We start from the raw sequence: 16,584 nt of genomic DNA on the forward strand, positions 1-16,584 counted from the left end.
GGTGTCTTCGTTCCGAAACCGGATGGAAAAGTACCAGGTCTGGGCATACCTGCTCGCCATTGCGATCGGCCTCGGTCTCGGCCTGTGTCTTCCCGGCTCTCGGCCATTCGCCGAGGCGCTGATATGGCCCGGGCTCGCCCTCCTGATGTATGCGACGTTCTCTCAGGTATCCCTGACCGAGATTCCGCACGCGGTCCGGGACGGTCGGTTCCTGGCGGCGGCGCTGGTCGGCAACTTTCTTCTGATCCCTTTGGCGGTGTGGGGGCTGGTCCACTGGGCGCCGGACTCCCCCGCCGCCCGTCTGGGCCTTCTCATGACATTGGTAGCGCCCTGCACGGATTGGTTCATCACTTTCACACACCTGGGTCGAGGGGATTCCGTCCGTGCCACGGCTCTGGCGCCCCTGAACATGCTCATTCAGCTGCCGCTCGTACCCTTGTACATCAGCCTGTTCGGCCGTGATTCCGCCGGACCGATCCTGACTGCCGGCGCCGTGATCCCGGCCGCCGCCGTCATCCTGGTTCCGTTGGCGACGGTCGCGGGCACTGAGGTTCTGATGTCGCGGGTCTCCCGCGCGGAGGGCCCCGAACGTTCGCACGGGCACCGAGGGCGACGCTCCGTGGCCCTCGGCCGGCGTGCCGCTCTGTGGCATGAGAAGCTCGGCGTCCTGCCCGTACCGCTCCTCGCCGCGGTCATCCTGTGCGTGATGACATCGCACGCGGGCGAGGTCGTGGCGTCGCTGGAGCTGTTGCCGCAGGTCGGACGCGTGTGCGTGGCCTACCTGGTGGTTGCCCTGGTCCTGGCCAAGGCCATGGCCAGCGCCCTGCACATGACGAAGGAGCCCGCACGCACCCTGGCTTTCACCTTCGGTACGCGGAACTCCTTCGTCGTTCTGCCCCTCGCGCTCGCTCTTCCGGCCGGGTGGGGCCTGGCGGCCGTCGTCGTGATCATGCAGTCGATCATCGAGTTGCTCGGGATGATCGTTTTCCTGTGGTTCGTTCCCCGGATCCTCTTTCCGGACGACGACGTCGCGGCCGGTTAGCGCGCCGCCCCGGCCACGGGCTCGAAGACCGGAACCTTGCCCGTCTCCGGGACATCGGTTCCGCGCAGGGACGCACCCTTGGTCTCCTTCATGAACAGGGACGCGACGAAGCCAATCAGGCAGGCACCCATCATGTAATAGGCCGGGACCAGGTCGTTGCCCGTCGCACCGATCAGGGCCTCGTTGACCATGGGCGAGGTACCGCCGAAGATCATCGTCGAGACGTTGTAGGAGATGGCGAAGCCGGCGTAGCGCACCGGGGCGGGGAACATGGCCGGGAACGTCGCCGAAATGGTGCTGAGCTGAGGAATGTAGAGCAGGCCCAGTACCGCGAAGCCGATCAGCGCGAACCAGAACCCCTGGGCCATGAGCATGTACATCGGCACGGCCAGCACGAACAAGGCGATCATCGAGGTGAACCACATCGGTTTGCGGCCGATCTTGTCCGAGAGCGCTCCGCCGAGGGGCATCACGAGCATCATGGCGAACTGGGCGATGAACATGACCGTCAGGGTCGTGGAGCTCTCCATACCGACCGAGCTCTCCAAATAGGTGGGCATGTAGGTCAACAACGTGTAGTTGACGACGTTGACTGCCACGACGAGACCGAACACGATCGACATCTGACGGAAGTGGCCGGTGAACAGGTCCCTGAGTCCGCCGCCCATGGAGCTTTCCCTCTGCGTGTCCTCGAGCTCCTCGAAGATCGGCGATTCGGAGAGTTTTGACCTCAGGTACCAACCGATCAGGCCGAGGGGACCCGCGACGAGGAACGGAACGCGCCATCCCCATTCCATCATCGTGTCGTTGCCGAGCGTGAGCTCACCGATCAGCACGATCAGCGAGCCGAAGGCGAAACCTCCGAGAGTCCCGAATTCGAGGAAGCTTCCGTAGAATCCGCGGCGCTTGTCCGGGGCGTACTCGGCCATGAAGGTCGCAGCACCCCCGTATTCGCCGCCGGAGGAGAAGCCCTGGATGACACGCAGGACGGCCAGCGTGATCGGTGCGAAGACTCCGATGGTATTCACATCGGGGATCAGGCCGATGCAGAAGGTCGCCCCCGCCATGAGCACGATCGTCATGGCCAGCACGCCCTTGCGCCCGAGCTTGTCGCCGATCGGCCCCCAGACCATGCCACCAATGGGGCGCATGATGAACGAGAGGGCGAGCAGGGACAGCGTCCAGAGCTGCCCGTTTCCCCCGGGGAAGAAGTGATGCGTCAGGTAGGCGGTGGACACCGCGTAGAGACCGTAATCGAACCACTCCGTGGCGTTGCCGATCGCCGATGCTCCCACGGCCTCCCGAACCGTCTTCAGGTCCGGTTCCACCGGGGCGGGCGCGGTCGAGGGGTCGCTGACGCTGGTACGACTCGCGTGAATATGGTTCTTCGATTCCTGTGCCATAGTTGGCCAATGCCTCGCTGTAGACCCAACCGCACTCATGCGGCGTACTTTGTCCCGACTGACGCTAGAGGGAGGGTCTGTGACAGTCAACACGAATACGGACCCTCGGAACCGGTGTTCCGCGGTATAGATGGGAAGTAGGCTGATGAAATTAATTTTGGGACGACACCTCACTTCCGCGCGGTGAGACGCGACTGCCTCATGATGAATCAGAAAATTCCGTTCGAGACGATTGTTCGGCGCCACGGCCCCACGGTGTGGCGGGTGTGCCGCGCCGTCCTGGGCCCCGGCCAGGACGCGGAGGACGCCTGGGCCGAGACGTTTGTGGCGGCCCTGACCGTCTGGGAGGGGCTTCCGCCCGAGACCAACGTCGAGGCGTGGCTCGTCCGTGTCGCACGGAACAAGGCCGTCGACGTCGTCCGCTCCTCGGCACGGCGCGCGGCGCCGACCGCTTCCCCGCCCGAATCCACCACGCACGACGACGCGGGACCCCGGACCGGAATCGATCCCGCGGACGCCGCCGTAACGCGGGAGCGCGAGGACATGCTGTGGGTCGCCGTCGATGCGTTGCCCGAGCGGCAACGACTCGCGGTGGCCTATCACCACCTCGGCGGGCTGCCCCACGAAGAGGTCGCCGGCATCATCGGAGGCACACCGGCGGCGGTGAGGAGAGCGTCGTCGGACGGAATGCGGGCCCTGCGCCACCGACTCGGCGCATCGGGCAGGGCAGACGATCCCCTGGATCTCGACGCGAACACAGGAGGCACATCGTGACATCCCCAGAGGAACTCACCCCGGACAAGTTCCCGGTGAATGATCAGACCATGAAGGCACTGCATCGGCGTCTGGAACGACGAGCCCCGGAAGACGGCGTCGTCGACATTTCCTACAGGACTCTTGAGACCCCTCTCGGTCGGTTGATGCTCGCCGCCACGAACAACGGGCTGCTCCGCGTGGCATTCGAGAACGAAGGGTTCGACGCCGTCCTGAATACCCTTGCCGACAGCGTGAGCCCACGCATCCTGGAGGCGCCTGCGGCGTTGGATGCCCCGGCACGGGAGATCGACGAGTACTTCGGGGGCCGACGTCGGAGCTTCGACCTGCGCCTGGACCGGACGCTGTCCCACGGGTTCCGGGGTGAGGTGCACGAATTCCTCCCCCGGATTGGGTACGGAGAGACCCTCAGTTACAAGGATCTCGCCGAAAGGGTCGGGAATCCTCGCGCGGTCCGGGCCGTCGGTTCGGCCTGCGCGACCAACCCGCTGCCGGTCGTCGTCCCCTGCCACAGGGTCCTGCGAACCGACGGAGCCTTGGGAGGATATGTGGGCGGGCTCGAGGCCAAGTCGACACTTCTGGAGCTGGAAGCCTCGGCCTAGGAGAACCGCTCCTGGAGATTCCGAACCGTTACTGCAACCTTCTCAGGATCGACCACCGGGAATCCTTTGGCCTCGAGGACCTTGGGATCCGTGATGTCCGACCAGTCGCAGTAGTTGGTCACTGACGTGCCGCCCTCGGCCGTCTCGAAGAGCCACCCCCATCGCCAGCCCTGCGGGTCGTTGCCGTAATCCGCGACCAACCATTCGATGCCGTCGTCACCGATCCGCGTCACGGTGTTCTCGACCTGGTACTTCGTGGTGCCGTCGGTCCAGAGCATGTCCATGACGAAGACTTGGCCCTCGCTGTCCAGGGCTCCCGGCACGGCGTCGCCCTCGGACCCGGGGTCCGCGCTGGCCGCCCGAATCATTCCGGATCCGTCCACAGCGGCCTGGTTGCGCGGGTCCCGCAAGTATTCGTACAGGGCGTGGGGCGACGCCGCCACGAACCCGGACGCCGACACGGATTTTTCTGCGGTGTGAGTCTGTGCCTGTGGTTCGTTCATTCCCCCATCGTTGCAGTCAGTCCATGGGGCGTCCAGAGCGATCTCGGGAAGGCGCGTGGGTGCGGTCAGGCCTCCCGGACCACGGACAGCACGGCTTCTCCGTAGTGTTCGAGCTTTTTCTCGCCGATCCCGCTCACTGCGCCCAATTCGGCGAGGCTGGACGGTGCCAAACGGGCGATCTCGATCAGCGTCGCGTCCGGGAAGACCACGTAGGCCGGCACTTGCTGCGCCTTGGCCTGGCCGGTCCGCCACGTCCGCAGGCTGTCGAAGACGGCCTTGTGCGCGTCGTCCAGCTCCGCCGAAGCCAGCGACGCACCGCTCGCCTTCCTGCCCCGACCCTTCTTGGTCACCGGGCGATCCGGGGCAGACCGCAGCATCAAGGTTTCTTCGCCGCGGAGAATCGGCCCGGCCGCGGGTGTCAGGACCAGGGCGCCGAACTCCCCCGTCGTCGAGATGATGCCCCTGGCCAGAATTTGCCGGACGACGGCGCGCCAGGAAACCTCGCTCATGTCGGCGCCGATCCCCCACACGGTCAGTTCATCGTGCCGGTACTGCGTGGACCGATCGTTCTCCTTGCCACGGAGTATGTCGATGATCTGTCCGGCCCCGAACCGTTGCCCGCGTTCGCGGTCCAGCCTCACGATGGCGGAGAGCAGCTTCTGGACAGGGACGGTCGCGTCCCACGAGGCGGGCGGGTTCAGGCAGGTGTCGCAATTCCCGCAGGGTTCGATCTCCTGACCGAAATAACGCAGAATCTGCACGCGGCGACAGTCGGTGGTTTCGCACAGGGCCAGCATCGCGTCGAGGTGGCGTCGCTGTATCCACCGGAAGTCTTCACTGCCATCGGAGTCGTCGATCATGCGACGCAACTGGACGACGTCCTGGAGCCCGTACGCCAACCAGGCGGTCGCCGGGAGGCCGTCGCGTCCGGCGCGGCCCGTCTCCTGGTAGTAGCCCTCAATCGACTTGGGGAGGTCCAGGTGGGCCACGAATCTGACGTCGGGCTTGTCGATGCCCATGCCGAAGGCGATGGTCGCGACCACCACAACCCCGTCCTCCCGCAGAAACCGACGCTGCCCTTCGGCACGCTCCGATTCGCTCAGCCCGGCGTGGTACGCGACGGCGTCGACCCCCTGTTTCCGCAGCCAGGTGGCGGTCTGCTCGACGCGTTTCCTGGAGAGGCAGTAGACGATCCCGGCGTCGCCGTCGTGCTCGGTGCGGATCAGGCCGAACAATTGTTGGCGGGCGTTGTTCTTCTCGGTGATGCGGTACTGGATATTGGGGCGGTCGAAGCTCGAGACGAAGTGTCGCGCACCGTCGAGCTCCAGGTTCTGGGTCAGCTCGCGGTGGGTTGCCTCGGTCGCCGTCGCGGTCAGGGCTATACGCGGGACCCGGGGAAAACGACCGGCCAGCACGCTGAGGCCGAGGTAGTCCTTGCGGAAGTCGTGGCCCCACTGGGCCACGCAGTGCGCTTCGTCGATGGCGAAGAGCCCGATACGCACCCTGTCCAGGAGGTCCAGCGTTCGGGCCTGCACCAGACGTTCGGGGGCCAGGTACACGAGGTCGTATTCGTTGTTGACCAGCCCCTGTTCTACTGCCCGAACCTCTTCCGGCCCCAAGGTCGAGTTGAGGCAGGCGGCCCTGACACCGACCGCTTCCAAGGCATCGACTTGGTCCTGCATGAGCGCGATCAGAGGCGAGATGACGATTCCGACGCCTTCCCGGACGATCGCGGGGATCTGATAGCACAGCGACTTGCCACCGCCTGTAGGCATGAGCACGACGGCGTCGCCACCTCGGGTCACATGGTCGATGATCTCGGCCTGGTCTCCGCGAAAGTGCTCGTACCCGAAGGTAGTACGAAGGACATCCTGGGGCGTGGTGGGCGTTTCTGGTCCGGGGTTCACCCGTCCACGGTATCGGTTCTGGCACGCGACCGGGCGCGGGCCTGTGGATATATGAGCTTCCGAGCCCGTCACAGTGCGTCGAAGTAGGTTTTGACCGCCTGGTTGGCGATTTTCTGGCCCTCTTCGAAGGATTCGAATCCTACCGAGACCACGGCGACGGAGTAGGCGGCGTCGTCCGTGAAGACCGCTCCCATGGACGTGATGTTCCAGGTTCCGTCGTCGTTGGGAAGCCAACCATTCTTGACCTCGACGGTACGCACCTGTTTGTTTCCGGCACGCCCGTTCTTCATGGACCCGACGCCCCAGCCCTGGGATTCGTCCTCAGGTGACATGAGGGATCTCAGGTACGCCATGTCGTCCGGGTGAACCCAGTCGACGCCGTCAACCAGCCCGCGGGCCACCTGCACCTGGTCTGCCGAACAGGTGGTGTTGTCACCCCATGTCTTGGCGGAACGCGTGTACTGGACGCCCAATCTGGTGTAGGTCAGGTTGATGGCGTTGGCAGAGAGTGCTTCGCGGTCGTTTTGGCTGGACGAAATGGTGTCCGACGGGTTGTCCGCCAACGAACTGAACAGCTCGGCGGTGGCTTCATTGTCGGATTGTTCCACCGAGCGGCGGATCAGCTCCCGCTGGTCGTCGTCGATCTTGCCGCCGTGCTCCGCCGCCTGCCTCATCACGGACAGTGCGATCGGCACCTTGACCACGCTGGCCTCGTAGCTCTCCGTGTCGCCGTGGTCGTCGAATTCCTTCTGCCGCGAGTGATCGAACACGGACAGGCCGATTTTGGCCGAGTACTCCGTGCGGAGGGCATCCAGGGTGATCTTGGGGTCGCGTCTGTCACCGTTGGTGCCGGAGATATCGCCCGAACATGCCGCGAGCAGCCCAGTCGCGGCCGCTCCCCCGGCCAGCCCCAGGAAGGATCTGCGGGACAGTTCCCCGGCAGGGGTCATTCCGATGCCACGGTGCCCGTGCATCGGAGAGGCGTTGCCCGCCTCGCGCTGCTCGCCGCGGGAATTCCCCGCGTTGTCGGCGATGCCGTCTCGCCTGTGTGGAAACATAACCTTCCACGATACGTCTCTTGCCGGTACTTCTCGATGCCTCGGATGCTTTTGCGCCATGTCCTTGGGCACAGGACACGATGACGTGAACAACGACGCCGGCGGATTCGCTCGTTCGCCGAATCGTCGAGCCGAGGCGGCAGTGAGGTGGCATTTTCGGGCGCCTGAGCCCGCGAGGTGGCAGTTTTGGGACGAAAATCCGGGTTTTTTGTCCCAAAACTGCCACCTCGCGGGTCACCCCGGACACAAAAAAGCCCCGGATCACCAACACACGGTTGGCAATCCGGGGCAGTTCCGTCGGGTTGACAGGATTTGAACCTGCGACCCCATCACCCCCAGTGATGTGCGCTACCAAGCTGCGCCACAACCCGAAACCTTGCTCGGACAACGCCCGAGCACTCGATCAATAGTACAGGATCCGGCGCCCGAACGCACATCCGAGGAACTAGCGGCGTCGACCGCCCTTGCCGTCGCGGGAGGCCGATCGACGCTCGCGCACACGCATCGAGATTTCGAGCGGGGTCCCCTCGAAATCGAAGGTCTCACGCAGTCGTCGGATGATGAACCTCCGGTACCCGGGGTCCAGGAATCCGGTCGTGAACAGCACGAACTTCGGCGGGCGGGAAGAAACCTGTGTACCGAAGAGAATCCGCGGCTGCTTGCCCCCTCGCAGCGGGTGCGGGTGCGCGGCCACGATCTCCCCCAGGAACGCGTTCAGGCGGCCCGTCGGAATACGCGAATCCCACGCATCGAGAGACCTCAACAGGGCCGGGACCATCTTGTCCTTGTGCCATCCGGTCTTCGCCGAAATATTGACCCTGGGTGCCCACGAGACGTGGGACAGGTCCCGGTCGATCTCGCGCTCGAGCTCATCACGACGGTCCTCGTCCAGGGTGTCCCACTTGTTGAAGACCAGGACCATGGCCCGCCCGGAGTCGATCGCGAGCTGGAGGATACGGACGTCCTGCTCCGAGAGCGGCTCGGAGACGTCCAAGAGCACCAGCGCGACCTCCGAACGCTCCAACGCGGTCTGCGTCCGCAGGGATGCATAGAACTCCGCGCCCTTGGCCATGTGCTGACGACGTCGGATCCCCGCCGTGTCCACGAACCGGAAGGGCTGCCCGCCCAATTCGATCAGTTCGTCCACCGGGTCACGGGTCGTGCCCGCGATGTCGTTGACGACGGCTCGGTCCTCCCCCGCCAGCTTGTTGAGCAACGACGACTTGCCCACGTTCGGTCGGCCGATGATCGCGACGCGTCGGGGCCCTTCGAACAGCTCGGGCTCGGCGTACTGCGAGTGCTCCGGCATGACCTTGAGCAATTCGTCGAGAAGGTCGGCGATGCCGCGACCGTGAACACCGGAAACCGGGTGGGGTTCGCCCAACCCGAGGCTCCACAGGGCGGCGGCTTCGGGCTCTTGGTACGAATCGTCGATCTTGTTGGCTGCCAGGAGCAGGGGCTTCTTGACGCGACGGAGCATCTGGACGATCGCTTCGTCCATCGTCGTGATGCCCACGAGGGCGTCGACCACCAGCACGACGACGTCCGCGTGCGCGACCGCAATTTCCGCCTGCGCCGCGACCTGGGCGTCGATGCCCTTCGCGTCGGACTCCCACCCGCCGGTGTCCACCAGCGTGAAGTGCTTGCCGTTCCATTCGGCCTTGTAGGACACGCGGTCGCGGGTGACGCCGGGCTTGTCCTCGACCACGGCTTCGCGCCGACCGAGGATTCTGTTGATCACCGTGGATTTGCCCACGTTCGGCCGGCCGACGACGGCCACGACGGGATCGGGCTCGTCGGTGGGCTCGGAGCCGATGTCGAATCCCCAGTCGACCAGCAGTTCCCGGTCTTCGTCCTCGAGTTCGTACTCGTCGAGCCCCGCGCGAAGCGCCTCCGCACGTTTCTCGGCCTCTTCGTCGTCGAGATTCGCCAGGTGCTCCTCGACCTGGTCGTCGGCGTCGGCGCCGCCCAAGTACTTTTCCTGGTACTCGTCGAAATTCTCAGTCATTGTCGTTGCTCTTGTCGCTCTCTCCATGGTGCTGGGCGGTCGTCGTCCGAATGACGTCGATGACCGCCTGCACCGTCTGGTCGAAATCCAGCTCGGTCGAGTCCACCAAGGTGACCCCGTCGGCTGCTTCGGTGAAATTGTTGACCTTGGAATCCGCGGCGTCGCGCTGGGCGACCTCGAGCTTCAGCCGGTCCTCGTCCCCGGTCGCTCCGATCTGCTCTCCGCGGCGCTTCATGCGCGCCTCCTCGCTGGCGGTCAGCAGGATCCTCACGGAGGCGTCCGGGGCGACGACGGTCGTGATATCCCGTCCCTCCGCCACGATCCTGCGCCCGTTGGACACGATCTCCATGCGCTGCCGACCGATGAGGGCATCGCGCGCCTTCTGGTTCTTGGCCACCGCCGACACGTTCTCGGTGACCCGGGATTCCCGGATGGCTTCGCGGATGTCGATGCCGCCGACCATGATGGTTTCGACGATCGGATCGGTGCCCATCTGGAGCTGGAAGTCGTTGGCCGCCGAGGCGACGGCGTCTTCGTCGTCCAGATCCACGCTCGCCTCGAGGCACCACCAGGTCAGGGCCCGATACATCGCTCCCGTATCCAGGTACGCGAGCCCCAGGCGGTTGGCGACCTCCCGTGACACCGAGGACTTGCCCGATCCGGAGGGGCCGTCCACGGCCACGACCAGCTCGGTCCGCCATGCTTCGGTCTGGTCCTCGTGCTTGAACTGGGAGGCGGCCGGTTCTGCGGGCACTGCCGCTTCCTCGAGGGCCTCCTGATTGTCCTGGCTCATGGTGTCCTCCAATTCGTCGTTGCCGGCCCGTGGCCGGGCGCTGCAGTGTCTATTCTGCGATTTTCCAACCGCGCTCCGTCAGCTCGTGGACCAGGCCGTCGCGGGCCGTGGGGACCACGGATATCTCGACCATACCGACCGGTTGGCCCTGGGAGTGCTCCATCCGCATGTCTTCGACGTTCACGCCGATCTCTCCGACCTCCGCGAGGAGGCGAGCGATCTGGCCCGGAGTGTCGTCCACGAGCACCGTGAGCGCGGAGAATGCCTTGGGTGCGCCGCCGTGTTTGCCGGGGATCCGCGCGACGCCGTCGTTGCCTTCCGTCATCAACTCCGCGATGTCCAGGCGGGCGCCGTCGGCCGTGGGCCGCTCGAGGGTCGCGATGAGCCGGTTCAGGTCCTCGCGAACCCCGTACAGGGTCTCGACCACGGGCCGGGCATTCGCGGACAGGATCTGGACCCACAGGCCCGGGTCCGACGCCGCGATGCGCGTGGTATCCCGGAGCCCCTGGCCGGCGAGGCTCAAGGACTCGAGCGGTGTTTCGCGCAGACGGGACGCCAACAGCGACGACATGACCTGCGGGACGTGTGAGATCAGGGCGACCGTCGCGTCATGCTCCTGGACGTCCATGGTGGCCACGTTCGCGCCCAGGTCCGTGGCCAGCCCTCGGGCCAGACGCACCGTCTCGGGGGCGACGTCGTCGTGTTCGCAGATCACCCACGGGCGGGACATGAACAACTCGCCGCGCGCCGCGACCGGCCCGGACTTCTCCCGACCCGACATGGGGTGGGTACCGATGTATCTGCTGAGATCCGCCCCGGTCTCGCGCAGAGCCAGAAGGACCGGTTCCTTGACGGAAGCGATGTCCACGACCGCGGCCTGCGGGTAGTCCTCGAGTGCCTGGGCCACGGTCTGCGCCGCAACATCCGGAGGGGTCGCGACGACGACCAATTGCGGATCGATGTCGGCTCGCGCGATCTCCGGCCCGACCTGTTCGACCAGGCGGGACAATGACCGACCGGCCCCGATGTCCGCGGCGACGGCTTCGGTGGTCGGAGAGATGTCGGAAACCCACGTCTCCACACCCTGCACGGACAGGCCGAGCCCCACGGAGGCGCCCAGGAGTCCGGAACCGATGACCAGCACCGGCCCTGAAACCGTGGCGGCAGAATTCCGATGCATCGTCACAGACCCACCGAGGACAGCAGGGCACCGATTTCGACCTTCGACAGGTTGCGCACCGTCCCTTGCTTCTGGGATCCGATCCGTACCGGTCCCATCTCGGTGCGCACGAGTTTCTCCACGGGGTGACCGACCGCGTCGAAGAGCCGGCGAACAATACGGTTCTTGCCGGAATGGATCGTGACCTCAACCAGGAGGTGGCCCGGCGTCGAATCGACGAGCCGGAACTCGTCCACCCGTGCGACGCCGTCCTCGAGGCGAATCCCCTTCTTCATTTCCAGACCGACGCCGTTTTCCATAGGCCCGCGAACCTGGACCAGGTATTTCTTCGGCACCTCGTAGGAGGGGTGGGTCAGTCGATTGGCGAGTTCGCCGTCGTTGGTCAGCAGGAGCAACCCTTCGGTCGCGACGTCGAGACGGCCGACGTGGAAGATTCTTTCCTTGCGCTGCGGATTCAGGTAATCCGAGATGCACGAACGGCCCTCGGGGTCCTCCATGGTCGCGATGACGCCCTCGGGCTTGTTGAAGGCGTAGTAGACCTTGGAATCGTCCGTCTGGATGGTCACGCCGTCCACCTGAATGTGGGCCTTGCTCGGGTCGACTCGCACTCCGAGCTCGGTGACGACCTCGTCGTCGACCATCACGCGGCCCTCCGAGATCATCATTTCGCACACACGACGCGAGGCGACGCCGGCCTGCGCCATGAGTTTCTGCAGACGGACGCCGTCACGGTCGTAGACGTCCAGCCGGTCGGCCGGTTCGGCGCGCGGGCGCCGGGGACGGTGCGGTCCCTTGTATTCGTGGTCGGGACGGTATTCGCCGCGTTCCCGCGCGAAGATCTTCCCGGCCTGCCCTTTCTTGGGCTTGAACTTCTTGGCGTCGGACTTGTTGGCGCCCGATTTCACGGACGGTTTCTGTGACCGTCCCGGCGCTCCGGGGCGCCCCGTACCCTTGAAATCCTTGTTGTTCTTGGACGCACCACCGCGCGCAGAGGGTTTTCCCTGCGCTCCTCGCGAGGTTCCGCGCGAGGAATTCTTGCCGGTGTTCTGACGTCCCGTCGATCTGTTGGCCATGATGTGTTCTTTCGGTGGTGTTGATCCAATTCTTCGGTGTGCGGCAACCGTGCCGGGTTCGGCACGGCTCCGCCGATCAGCCGCCCTGGAGGCGCTGTTCGTATTCGCCGATGTCTTCCACATCGGGAAGGTACGGCGAAATCTTGGGGAGTTCGTCCAAGGACTCCAACCCCATTTTCTCGAGAAACAACGGTGTCGTCACGTAGAGAATCGAACCGGATTCCCCCGGTACGTCGTCTTCCGTGACAAGCCCCCTGGTCTTGAGGGTCCGCACGACGCCGTCCACGTTGACCCCGCGGATGGACGAAACTCGTGCTCGGGAAACGGGCTGGCGGTACGCGATGACCGCGAGGGTTTCCAGTGCGGCTTGCGACAACTTCGAGGTCTGGCCCTCGAGGATGAAACGTGAGACCCACGGCGCAAACTCCGTCCGCGCGTACAGTCGCCACCCTCCGCCGACGCGACGCAGTTCCATGCCCCGCGGCTCTCGGGGTCCCCGGCCGTCCGAGGAGTCCTCATCCGCGACGCCGTCGTTCGCGAAGGATCCAGTATACCCGTCATAATCCCTGGCCAGTTCATCGAGGGCACGTTCGACTCGGGACACGGGCACCAGCAGGGCTTCGGCCAGCTCGAATTCGTTGACCGCGGTCTCCGTGACCATCAGAATCGCCTCGACGGCTGCTTTGACACCGCCCGGCACCAGATCCACGCGGCCCGGTTCCGGCTTCTCCGGGGACGTCGTCTCCTGGTCGGGGTCCGTGGTCTCGCTCATTCTCCGTCCTCCCCCACGTAGTCGTCGTCGGCCAGACGCGCCGCCGTCCAGCCCTCCTCCGTGCCGACCCAGCGCACCGACAGTTCTTCCAGGGGACCTTCCTGGGCGAACCCGACGACGCGGTCCCGGTACATCTCGAGCAGGGCGAGAAAGCGGACGACGACGACCAGCATGTCCTCTGCATCCGATACCAATCGTGTGAACGTCGCGGGTGTTCCGTCCATGATGAGCGCTGCGATGTGTTCGGCCTCGTCGCGCACGGTCACCCGAGCCCCGTGCAGGTGGTCCAGACCGACCTCGGTCGATTCCTCGCGTTTGGGTCGCATCGCGTTCTCCGCGATCTCGGCCAGTCGTTGAGGGCTGGTGGTGACGATGAGCTCGGGGAGCAGATTCGCGAATTCGGGTTGCAGACCGCCCGGCCGGGGGAACCTGCTGTTCTCGGCCTCCATGCGATCCGCGAGAACGTATGCGACGTCCTTGAACGCCTTGTACTGCAGGAGCCGCGCGAAGAGAAGATCGCGTGCCTCGAGCATCGCGATGTCTTCCTCGTCCTCGACCTCTCCCGCGGGCAGGAGACGAGCGGCCTTGAGGTCCAGGAGGGTCGCGGCGATCACCAGGAACTCGCTCGCTTCGTCCAGGGCCTTCTCCAGGCCCGTGTCGCGCAGCGCTCGAACGTATGCGATGAATTCGTCCGTCACGGCCGCCAGCGCGACCTCCGTGATGTCCATTTCCCGCTTGGAAATCATCGAGAGCAGGACCTCGAAGGGCCCCGCAAAATTCTCCAGGGACACCGCGAACCCGGTGCCCGCAGACTCTGCGGGCACCGGGTCCTGGGCGACGGCCTCGTCCGTGCCCTGGGATCCCGACCGCTTGTCGTCCGGAACGAGTTCCGGGTCGGTGGGAATCCCCTCAGCGGTCGGTCTCAGCGAGATCCTCCTCGGCTGATGAGCTCCTTGGCCAGCTCTCGGTAGGCGACCGAGCCGGTGTGCGTGGGCGCATAGCTGAGGATCGGCTCGGCGGAGACCGTCGCGTCCGGGAACTTGACCGTGCGCTTGATCACGGTGTCGAAGACCTTGTCCCCGAATGCGTCGATAATGCGCGCGATGACTTCCTTGGAGTGGAGTGTTCGCGAGTCGAACATGGTGGCCAGGACGCCGTCGATCTTCAGGTCCGGGTTGAGCCTGTCCTGGACCTTTTCGATCGAGTCAACGAGCAGAGCAACCGCACGCAGGGCGAAGAACTCGCAGATCAGAGGAATGATGACGCCGTCCGCCGCGGTCAGGGCGTTGACCGTCAGGAGACCGAGCGAGGGCTGGCAGTCGATCAGGATGACGTCGTAGTCGTCCTTGAGCTTCCGGAGAGCACCGGAGAGCACCTGTTCGCGAGCCACCTCGTTGACCAACTGCACTTCGGCGGCAGACAGATCGATATTGGCCGGCAGAAGATCCATGTTCTCGAATTCGGTGCGACGAACAGCCTCGTGGACCTCGACCTTGCGGTCCATCATCACGTTGTAGACCGTCGTGTCCAGTTCGTGGGGGTTGACGCCGAATCCTGCCGAAAGGGCACCCTGCGGGTCGAAATCGACCATGAGAACGCGTCGGCCCAATTCGGCGAGCGCCGCACCGAGGTTGATGGTCGAGGTCGTCTTGCCGACGCCGCCCTTCTGATTGACCATTGCGATCACCCGTGCCGGCCCGTGGGAGTCCAAGACGGCCGGTTCCGGGAACTGCCGGAGGGGACGCCCGGTGGGGCCGAGTTCTGGTTCGGAGTTCTGAGTACTCACGCACACCCTTTTCAGATCGTTGGGCACATATGACTGCCCTTAACCCTACAACCCGCCATCCCTCAGATACGGATCGAGGTGGCCCCGAAGCGCACTCCCCTTGTGTGGGGTGCGGCTCGGTGCCACCTCGATACTCGGGAGGAGCAGGTTATCGGTCCTGGACCGCGGTCGCGGGGCCCGCGCCCCCGGAAGAGCTCGACCCGTGGGTCGCGCCCGCCGCGGCGCTCTCGACGGGGACGGCTTGTTTCTCCTCACCGTCGATGTCGACGTGGAAGTCACCACCCATCGTCGATTCGTCGAATTTCAATTTCCCGTCGAGCACGTCATGGACTCGGCCCATGTCAATTTCCCTCGACCACTTGCCCATGAGGAGGGCGGCCACGGCGTTGCCCGTGAAGTTGGTGAGCGCGCGGGCCTCGGACATGAAGCGATCGATGCCGAGAATGAGGCCGACCCCGTCCACCAGATCCGGGCGGTGGGATTTGAGCCCGGCCGCGAGGGTCGCGATTCCCGCGCCGGAGACGCCGGCCGCACCCTTCGAGGCGATGATCATGAACACCAGCAACGAGATCTGCTGTCCGAGTTCGAGGGGCTTGCCCATCGCGTCGGATACGAAGATCGACGCCATCGTCAGGTAGATCGCGGTCCCGTCCAGGTTGAAGGAATAGCCGGTCGGGACCACGATGCCGACCACGGGCTTGGATACTCCGACGTGTTCCATCTTGGCGATCAGACGGGGCAACGCTGCTTCGGAGGACGACGTCGAGAAGATCAGCAGGTACTCGCGCGCCAGGTACTTCATGAGCTTGAGGATGTTGACCCCGGTGGCGAACTTCAGCAACGCACCCAGGACGACGACGATGAACAGGATGCAGGTGACGTAGAAGCCGATCATGAGGATCGCCATCTGTCCCACGGCCTTGAGCCCGGTCGAGCCGACCACGGCGGCCATGGCACCGAAGGCGCCGACCGGTGCGGCCCACATGATCATTCCGAGCAGGCGGAACACAAGGGCCTGGACGTAGCCGACGAATTTGAGAATCGGCTTGCCCGCCTCCCCCATGCGCTGGAGAGCGAAGCCGACGAGGAGCGCCACCAGCAGAGTCTGCAGGATCTTCCCGGAGGTCAGCGACGAGAGCAGGGAGGTGGGAATGATACCCATCAGGAACCCGGCGAGCCCCCCGGCCTCTTCGCCCTCGGAACCGCCCTCGGGCGTGTATCCGGTGGGCTCGTAGTGGAGGTTGTCCCCCGGGTGGAGCACGTTGCCCACGATCAGGCCGATGGCGAGAGCGAACGTGGACATGACAAGGAAGTAGATGATCGCCATGCCACCGACTTTCCCGACGGTGACGGCCTTGGCCACCGAGCCCACACCGAGAACGAGGGTGCAGAAAATGATCGGTGCGATCATCATCGTGATGAGCTTGACGAATCCCTTGCCGAGCGGCTCCAGGGACTTTCCGACACCCGGAGCTACGAGGCCGACGATGACTCCGAGGACGACAGCCAGGATCACCGAGACGTAGAGCATGTGGGTACCGTCTTTGTACCACGGCTTCTTCGCTGTGGACTGGCCCATGACGCTCTCCTTTCAGGTTCGAGTCGATTGGTGCTTCGTGGTCCGAACCACGGTCGGGCTCGGCGAAGGTATTCAAGAAGTATGGTGGTCTAGACCACAAGGAG

At 64.9% G+C, this 16,584-nt stretch carries 15 protein-coding genes and 1 tRNA gene; 3 read left to right on the forward strand and 13 right to left on the reverse strand.

The window, feature by feature from the left end; translation table 11 throughout:
* Position 1 precedes the first annotated feature (1 nt).
* On the forward strand, positions 2–1,042 hold the full coding sequence (locus ACTSLZ_RS10310; protein ID WP_443094950.1) for an arsenic resistance protein: 1,041 nt from the start codon (positions 2–4) through the stop codon (positions 1,040–1,042).
* On the opposite strand, the gene ACTSLZ_RS10315 is transcribed toward ACTSLZ_RS10310, so the two are convergent.
* Entirely contained in the window at positions 1,039–2,445 is a 1,407-nt protein-coding gene (locus ACTSLZ_RS10315) for an MFS transporter (RefSeq protein WP_443094951.1), read from the reverse strand. The two genes, ACTSLZ_RS10310 and ACTSLZ_RS10315, sit on opposite strands and share 4 nt — an antisense overlap.
* A gap of 201 nt (positions 2,446–2,646) precedes the next feature.
* Between ACTSLZ_RS10315 and ACTSLZ_RS10320 the strand changes: the two genes are divergently transcribed.
* A complete protein-coding gene (locus ACTSLZ_RS10320; protein WP_443094952.1) occupies positions 2,647–3,219 on the forward strand; it encodes an RNA polymerase sigma factor in 573 nt (190 codons plus the stop codon).
* Positions 3,216–3,821: a methylated-DNA--[protein]-cysteine S-methyltransferase gene (locus ACTSLZ_RS10325; RefSeq protein ID WP_443094953.1), complete on the forward strand. Its 606-nt coding sequence runs from the start codon at positions 3,216–3,218 to the stop codon at positions 3,819–3,821. Before ACTSLZ_RS10320 ends, ACTSLZ_RS10325 begins: the two co-directional genes overlap by 4 nt.
* On the opposite strand, the gene ACTSLZ_RS10330 is transcribed toward ACTSLZ_RS10325, so the two are convergent.
* The 12 genes from ACTSLZ_RS10330 to ACTSLZ_RS10385 form a co-directional block, all read right to left on the reverse strand.
* Positions 3,818–4,324 (reverse strand): hypothetical protein, encoded by a 507-nt coding sequence (locus tag ACTSLZ_RS10330; protein ID WP_443094954.1) that lies wholly within the window; start codon positions 4,322–4,324, stop codon positions 3,818–3,820. The genes ACTSLZ_RS10325 and ACTSLZ_RS10330 overlap by 4 nt on opposite strands.
* 65 nt (positions 4,325–4,389) lie before the next feature.
* Positions 4,390–6,231: a DNA helicase RecQ gene (gene recQ, locus ACTSLZ_RS10335; protein ID WP_443094955.1), complete on the reverse strand. Its 1,842-nt coding sequence runs from the start codon at positions 6,229–6,231 to the stop codon at positions 4,390–4,392.
* A 68-nt stretch (positions 6,232–6,299) separates the two neighbouring features.
* Positions 6,300–7,289 (reverse strand): serine hydrolase, encoded by a 990-nt coding sequence (locus ACTSLZ_RS10340; RefSeq protein ID WP_443094956.1) that lies wholly within the window; start codon positions 7,287–7,289, stop codon positions 6,300–6,302.
* 297 nt (positions 7,290–7,586) lie between these two features.
* A tRNA-Pro gene (locus ACTSLZ_RS10345) sits at positions 7,587–7,660 on the reverse strand.
* A 74-nt stretch (positions 7,661–7,734) separates the two neighbouring features.
* Entirely contained in the window at positions 7,735–9,297 is a 1,563-nt protein-coding gene (der, locus tag ACTSLZ_RS10350) for a ribosome biogenesis GTPase Der (protein ID WP_129315374.1), read from the reverse strand.
* On the reverse strand, positions 9,290–10,090 hold the full coding sequence (gene cmk, locus ACTSLZ_RS10355) for a (d)CMP kinase (RefSeq protein WP_443094957.1): 801 nt from the start codon (positions 10,088–10,090) through the stop codon (positions 9,290–9,292). Before cmk ends, der begins: the two co-directional genes overlap by 8 nt.
* 49 nt (positions 10,091–10,139) lie before the next feature.
* Positions 10,140–11,270: a prephenate dehydrogenase gene (locus tag ACTSLZ_RS10360; RefSeq protein ID WP_443094958.1), complete on the reverse strand. Its 1,131-nt coding sequence runs from the start codon at positions 11,268–11,270 to the stop codon at positions 10,140–10,142.
* A gap of 2 nt (positions 11,271–11,272) precedes the next feature.
* Positions 11,273–12,343 (reverse strand): pseudouridine synthase, encoded by a 1,071-nt coding sequence (locus tag ACTSLZ_RS10365; RefSeq protein ID WP_129315377.1) that lies wholly within the window; start codon positions 12,341–12,343, stop codon positions 11,273–11,275.
* Positions 12,344–12,419: 76 nt separating this feature from the next.
* The gene (scpB, locus tag ACTSLZ_RS10370) at positions 12,420–13,115 is read right to left on the reverse strand and encodes an SMC-Scp complex subunit ScpB (RefSeq protein WP_443094959.1); all 696 of its coding nucleotides are present in this window, start codon (positions 13,113–13,115) and stop codon (positions 12,420–12,422) included.
* Positions 13,112–13,939 (reverse strand): segregation and condensation protein A, encoded by an 828-nt coding sequence (locus ACTSLZ_RS10375; protein WP_443094960.1) that lies wholly within the window; start codon positions 13,937–13,939, stop codon positions 13,112–13,114. Before ACTSLZ_RS10375 ends, scpB begins: the two co-directional genes overlap by 4 nt.
* A 98-nt stretch (positions 13,940–14,037) precedes the next feature.
* Positions 14,038–14,901, reverse strand: a complete 864-nt coding sequence (locus ACTSLZ_RS10380; RefSeq protein WP_238692364.1) for a ParA family protein — start codon at positions 14,899–14,901, stop codon at positions 14,038–14,040.
* A gap of 148 nt (positions 14,902–15,049) precedes the next feature.
* Complete coding sequence (locus ACTSLZ_RS10385; protein WP_443094961.1) at positions 15,050–16,480, reverse strand: cation:dicarboxylate symporter family transporter; 1,431 nt, start codon at positions 16,478–16,480, stop codon at positions 15,050–15,052.
* Positions 16,481–16,584 lie beyond the last annotated feature (104 nt).

The organism is Rothia koreensis (assembly GCF_052232265.1).
Classification (GTDB): Bacteria; Actinomycetota; Actinomycetes; order Actinomycetales; family Micrococcaceae; genus Rothia; species Rothia koreensis.

What these genes read in the sequence shown, in the direction of transcription:
- ACTSLZ_RS10315 (WP_443094951.1), bottom strand. Translation starts at nt 2,445, where the DNA reads ATGGCACAGGAATCGAAGAACCATATTCACGCGAGTCGTACCAGCGTC.
- ACTSLZ_RS10320 (WP_443094952.1), top strand. Translation starts at nt 2,647, where the DNA reads ATGATGAATCAGAAAATTCCGTTCGAGACGATTGTTCGGCGCCACGGC.
- ACTSLZ_RS10330 (WP_443094954.1), bottom strand. Translation starts at nt 4,324, where the DNA reads ATGAACGAACCACAGGCACAGACTCACACCGCAGAAAAATCCGTGTCG.
- ACTSLZ_RS10340 (WP_443094956.1), bottom strand. Translation starts at nt 7,289, where the DNA reads ATGTTTCCACACAGGCGAGACGGCATCGCCGACAACGCGGGGAATTCC.
- der (WP_129315374.1), bottom strand. Translation starts at nt 9,297, where the DNA reads ATGACTGAGAATTTCGACGAGTACCAGGAAAAGTACTTGGGCGGCGCC.
- cmk (WP_443094957.1), bottom strand. Translation starts at nt 10,090, where the DNA reads ATGAGCCAGGACAATCAGGAGGCCCTCGAGGAAGCGGCAGTGCCCGCA.
- ACTSLZ_RS10360 (WP_443094958.1), bottom strand. Translation starts at nt 11,270, where the DNA reads ATGCATCGGAATTCTGCCGCCACGGTTTCAGGGCCGGTGCTGGTCATC.
- ACTSLZ_RS10365 (WP_129315377.1), bottom strand. Translation starts at nt 12,343, where the DNA reads ATGGCCAACAGATCGACGGGACGTCAGAACACCGGCAAGAATTCCTCG.
- scpB (WP_443094959.1), bottom strand. Translation starts at nt 13,115, where the DNA reads ATGAGCGAGACCACGGACCCCGACCAGGAGACGACGTCCCCGGAGAAG.
- ACTSLZ_RS10385 (WP_443094961.1), bottom strand. Translation starts at nt 16,480, where the DNA reads ATGGGCCAGTCCACAGCGAAGAAGCCGTGGTACAAAGACGGTACCCAC.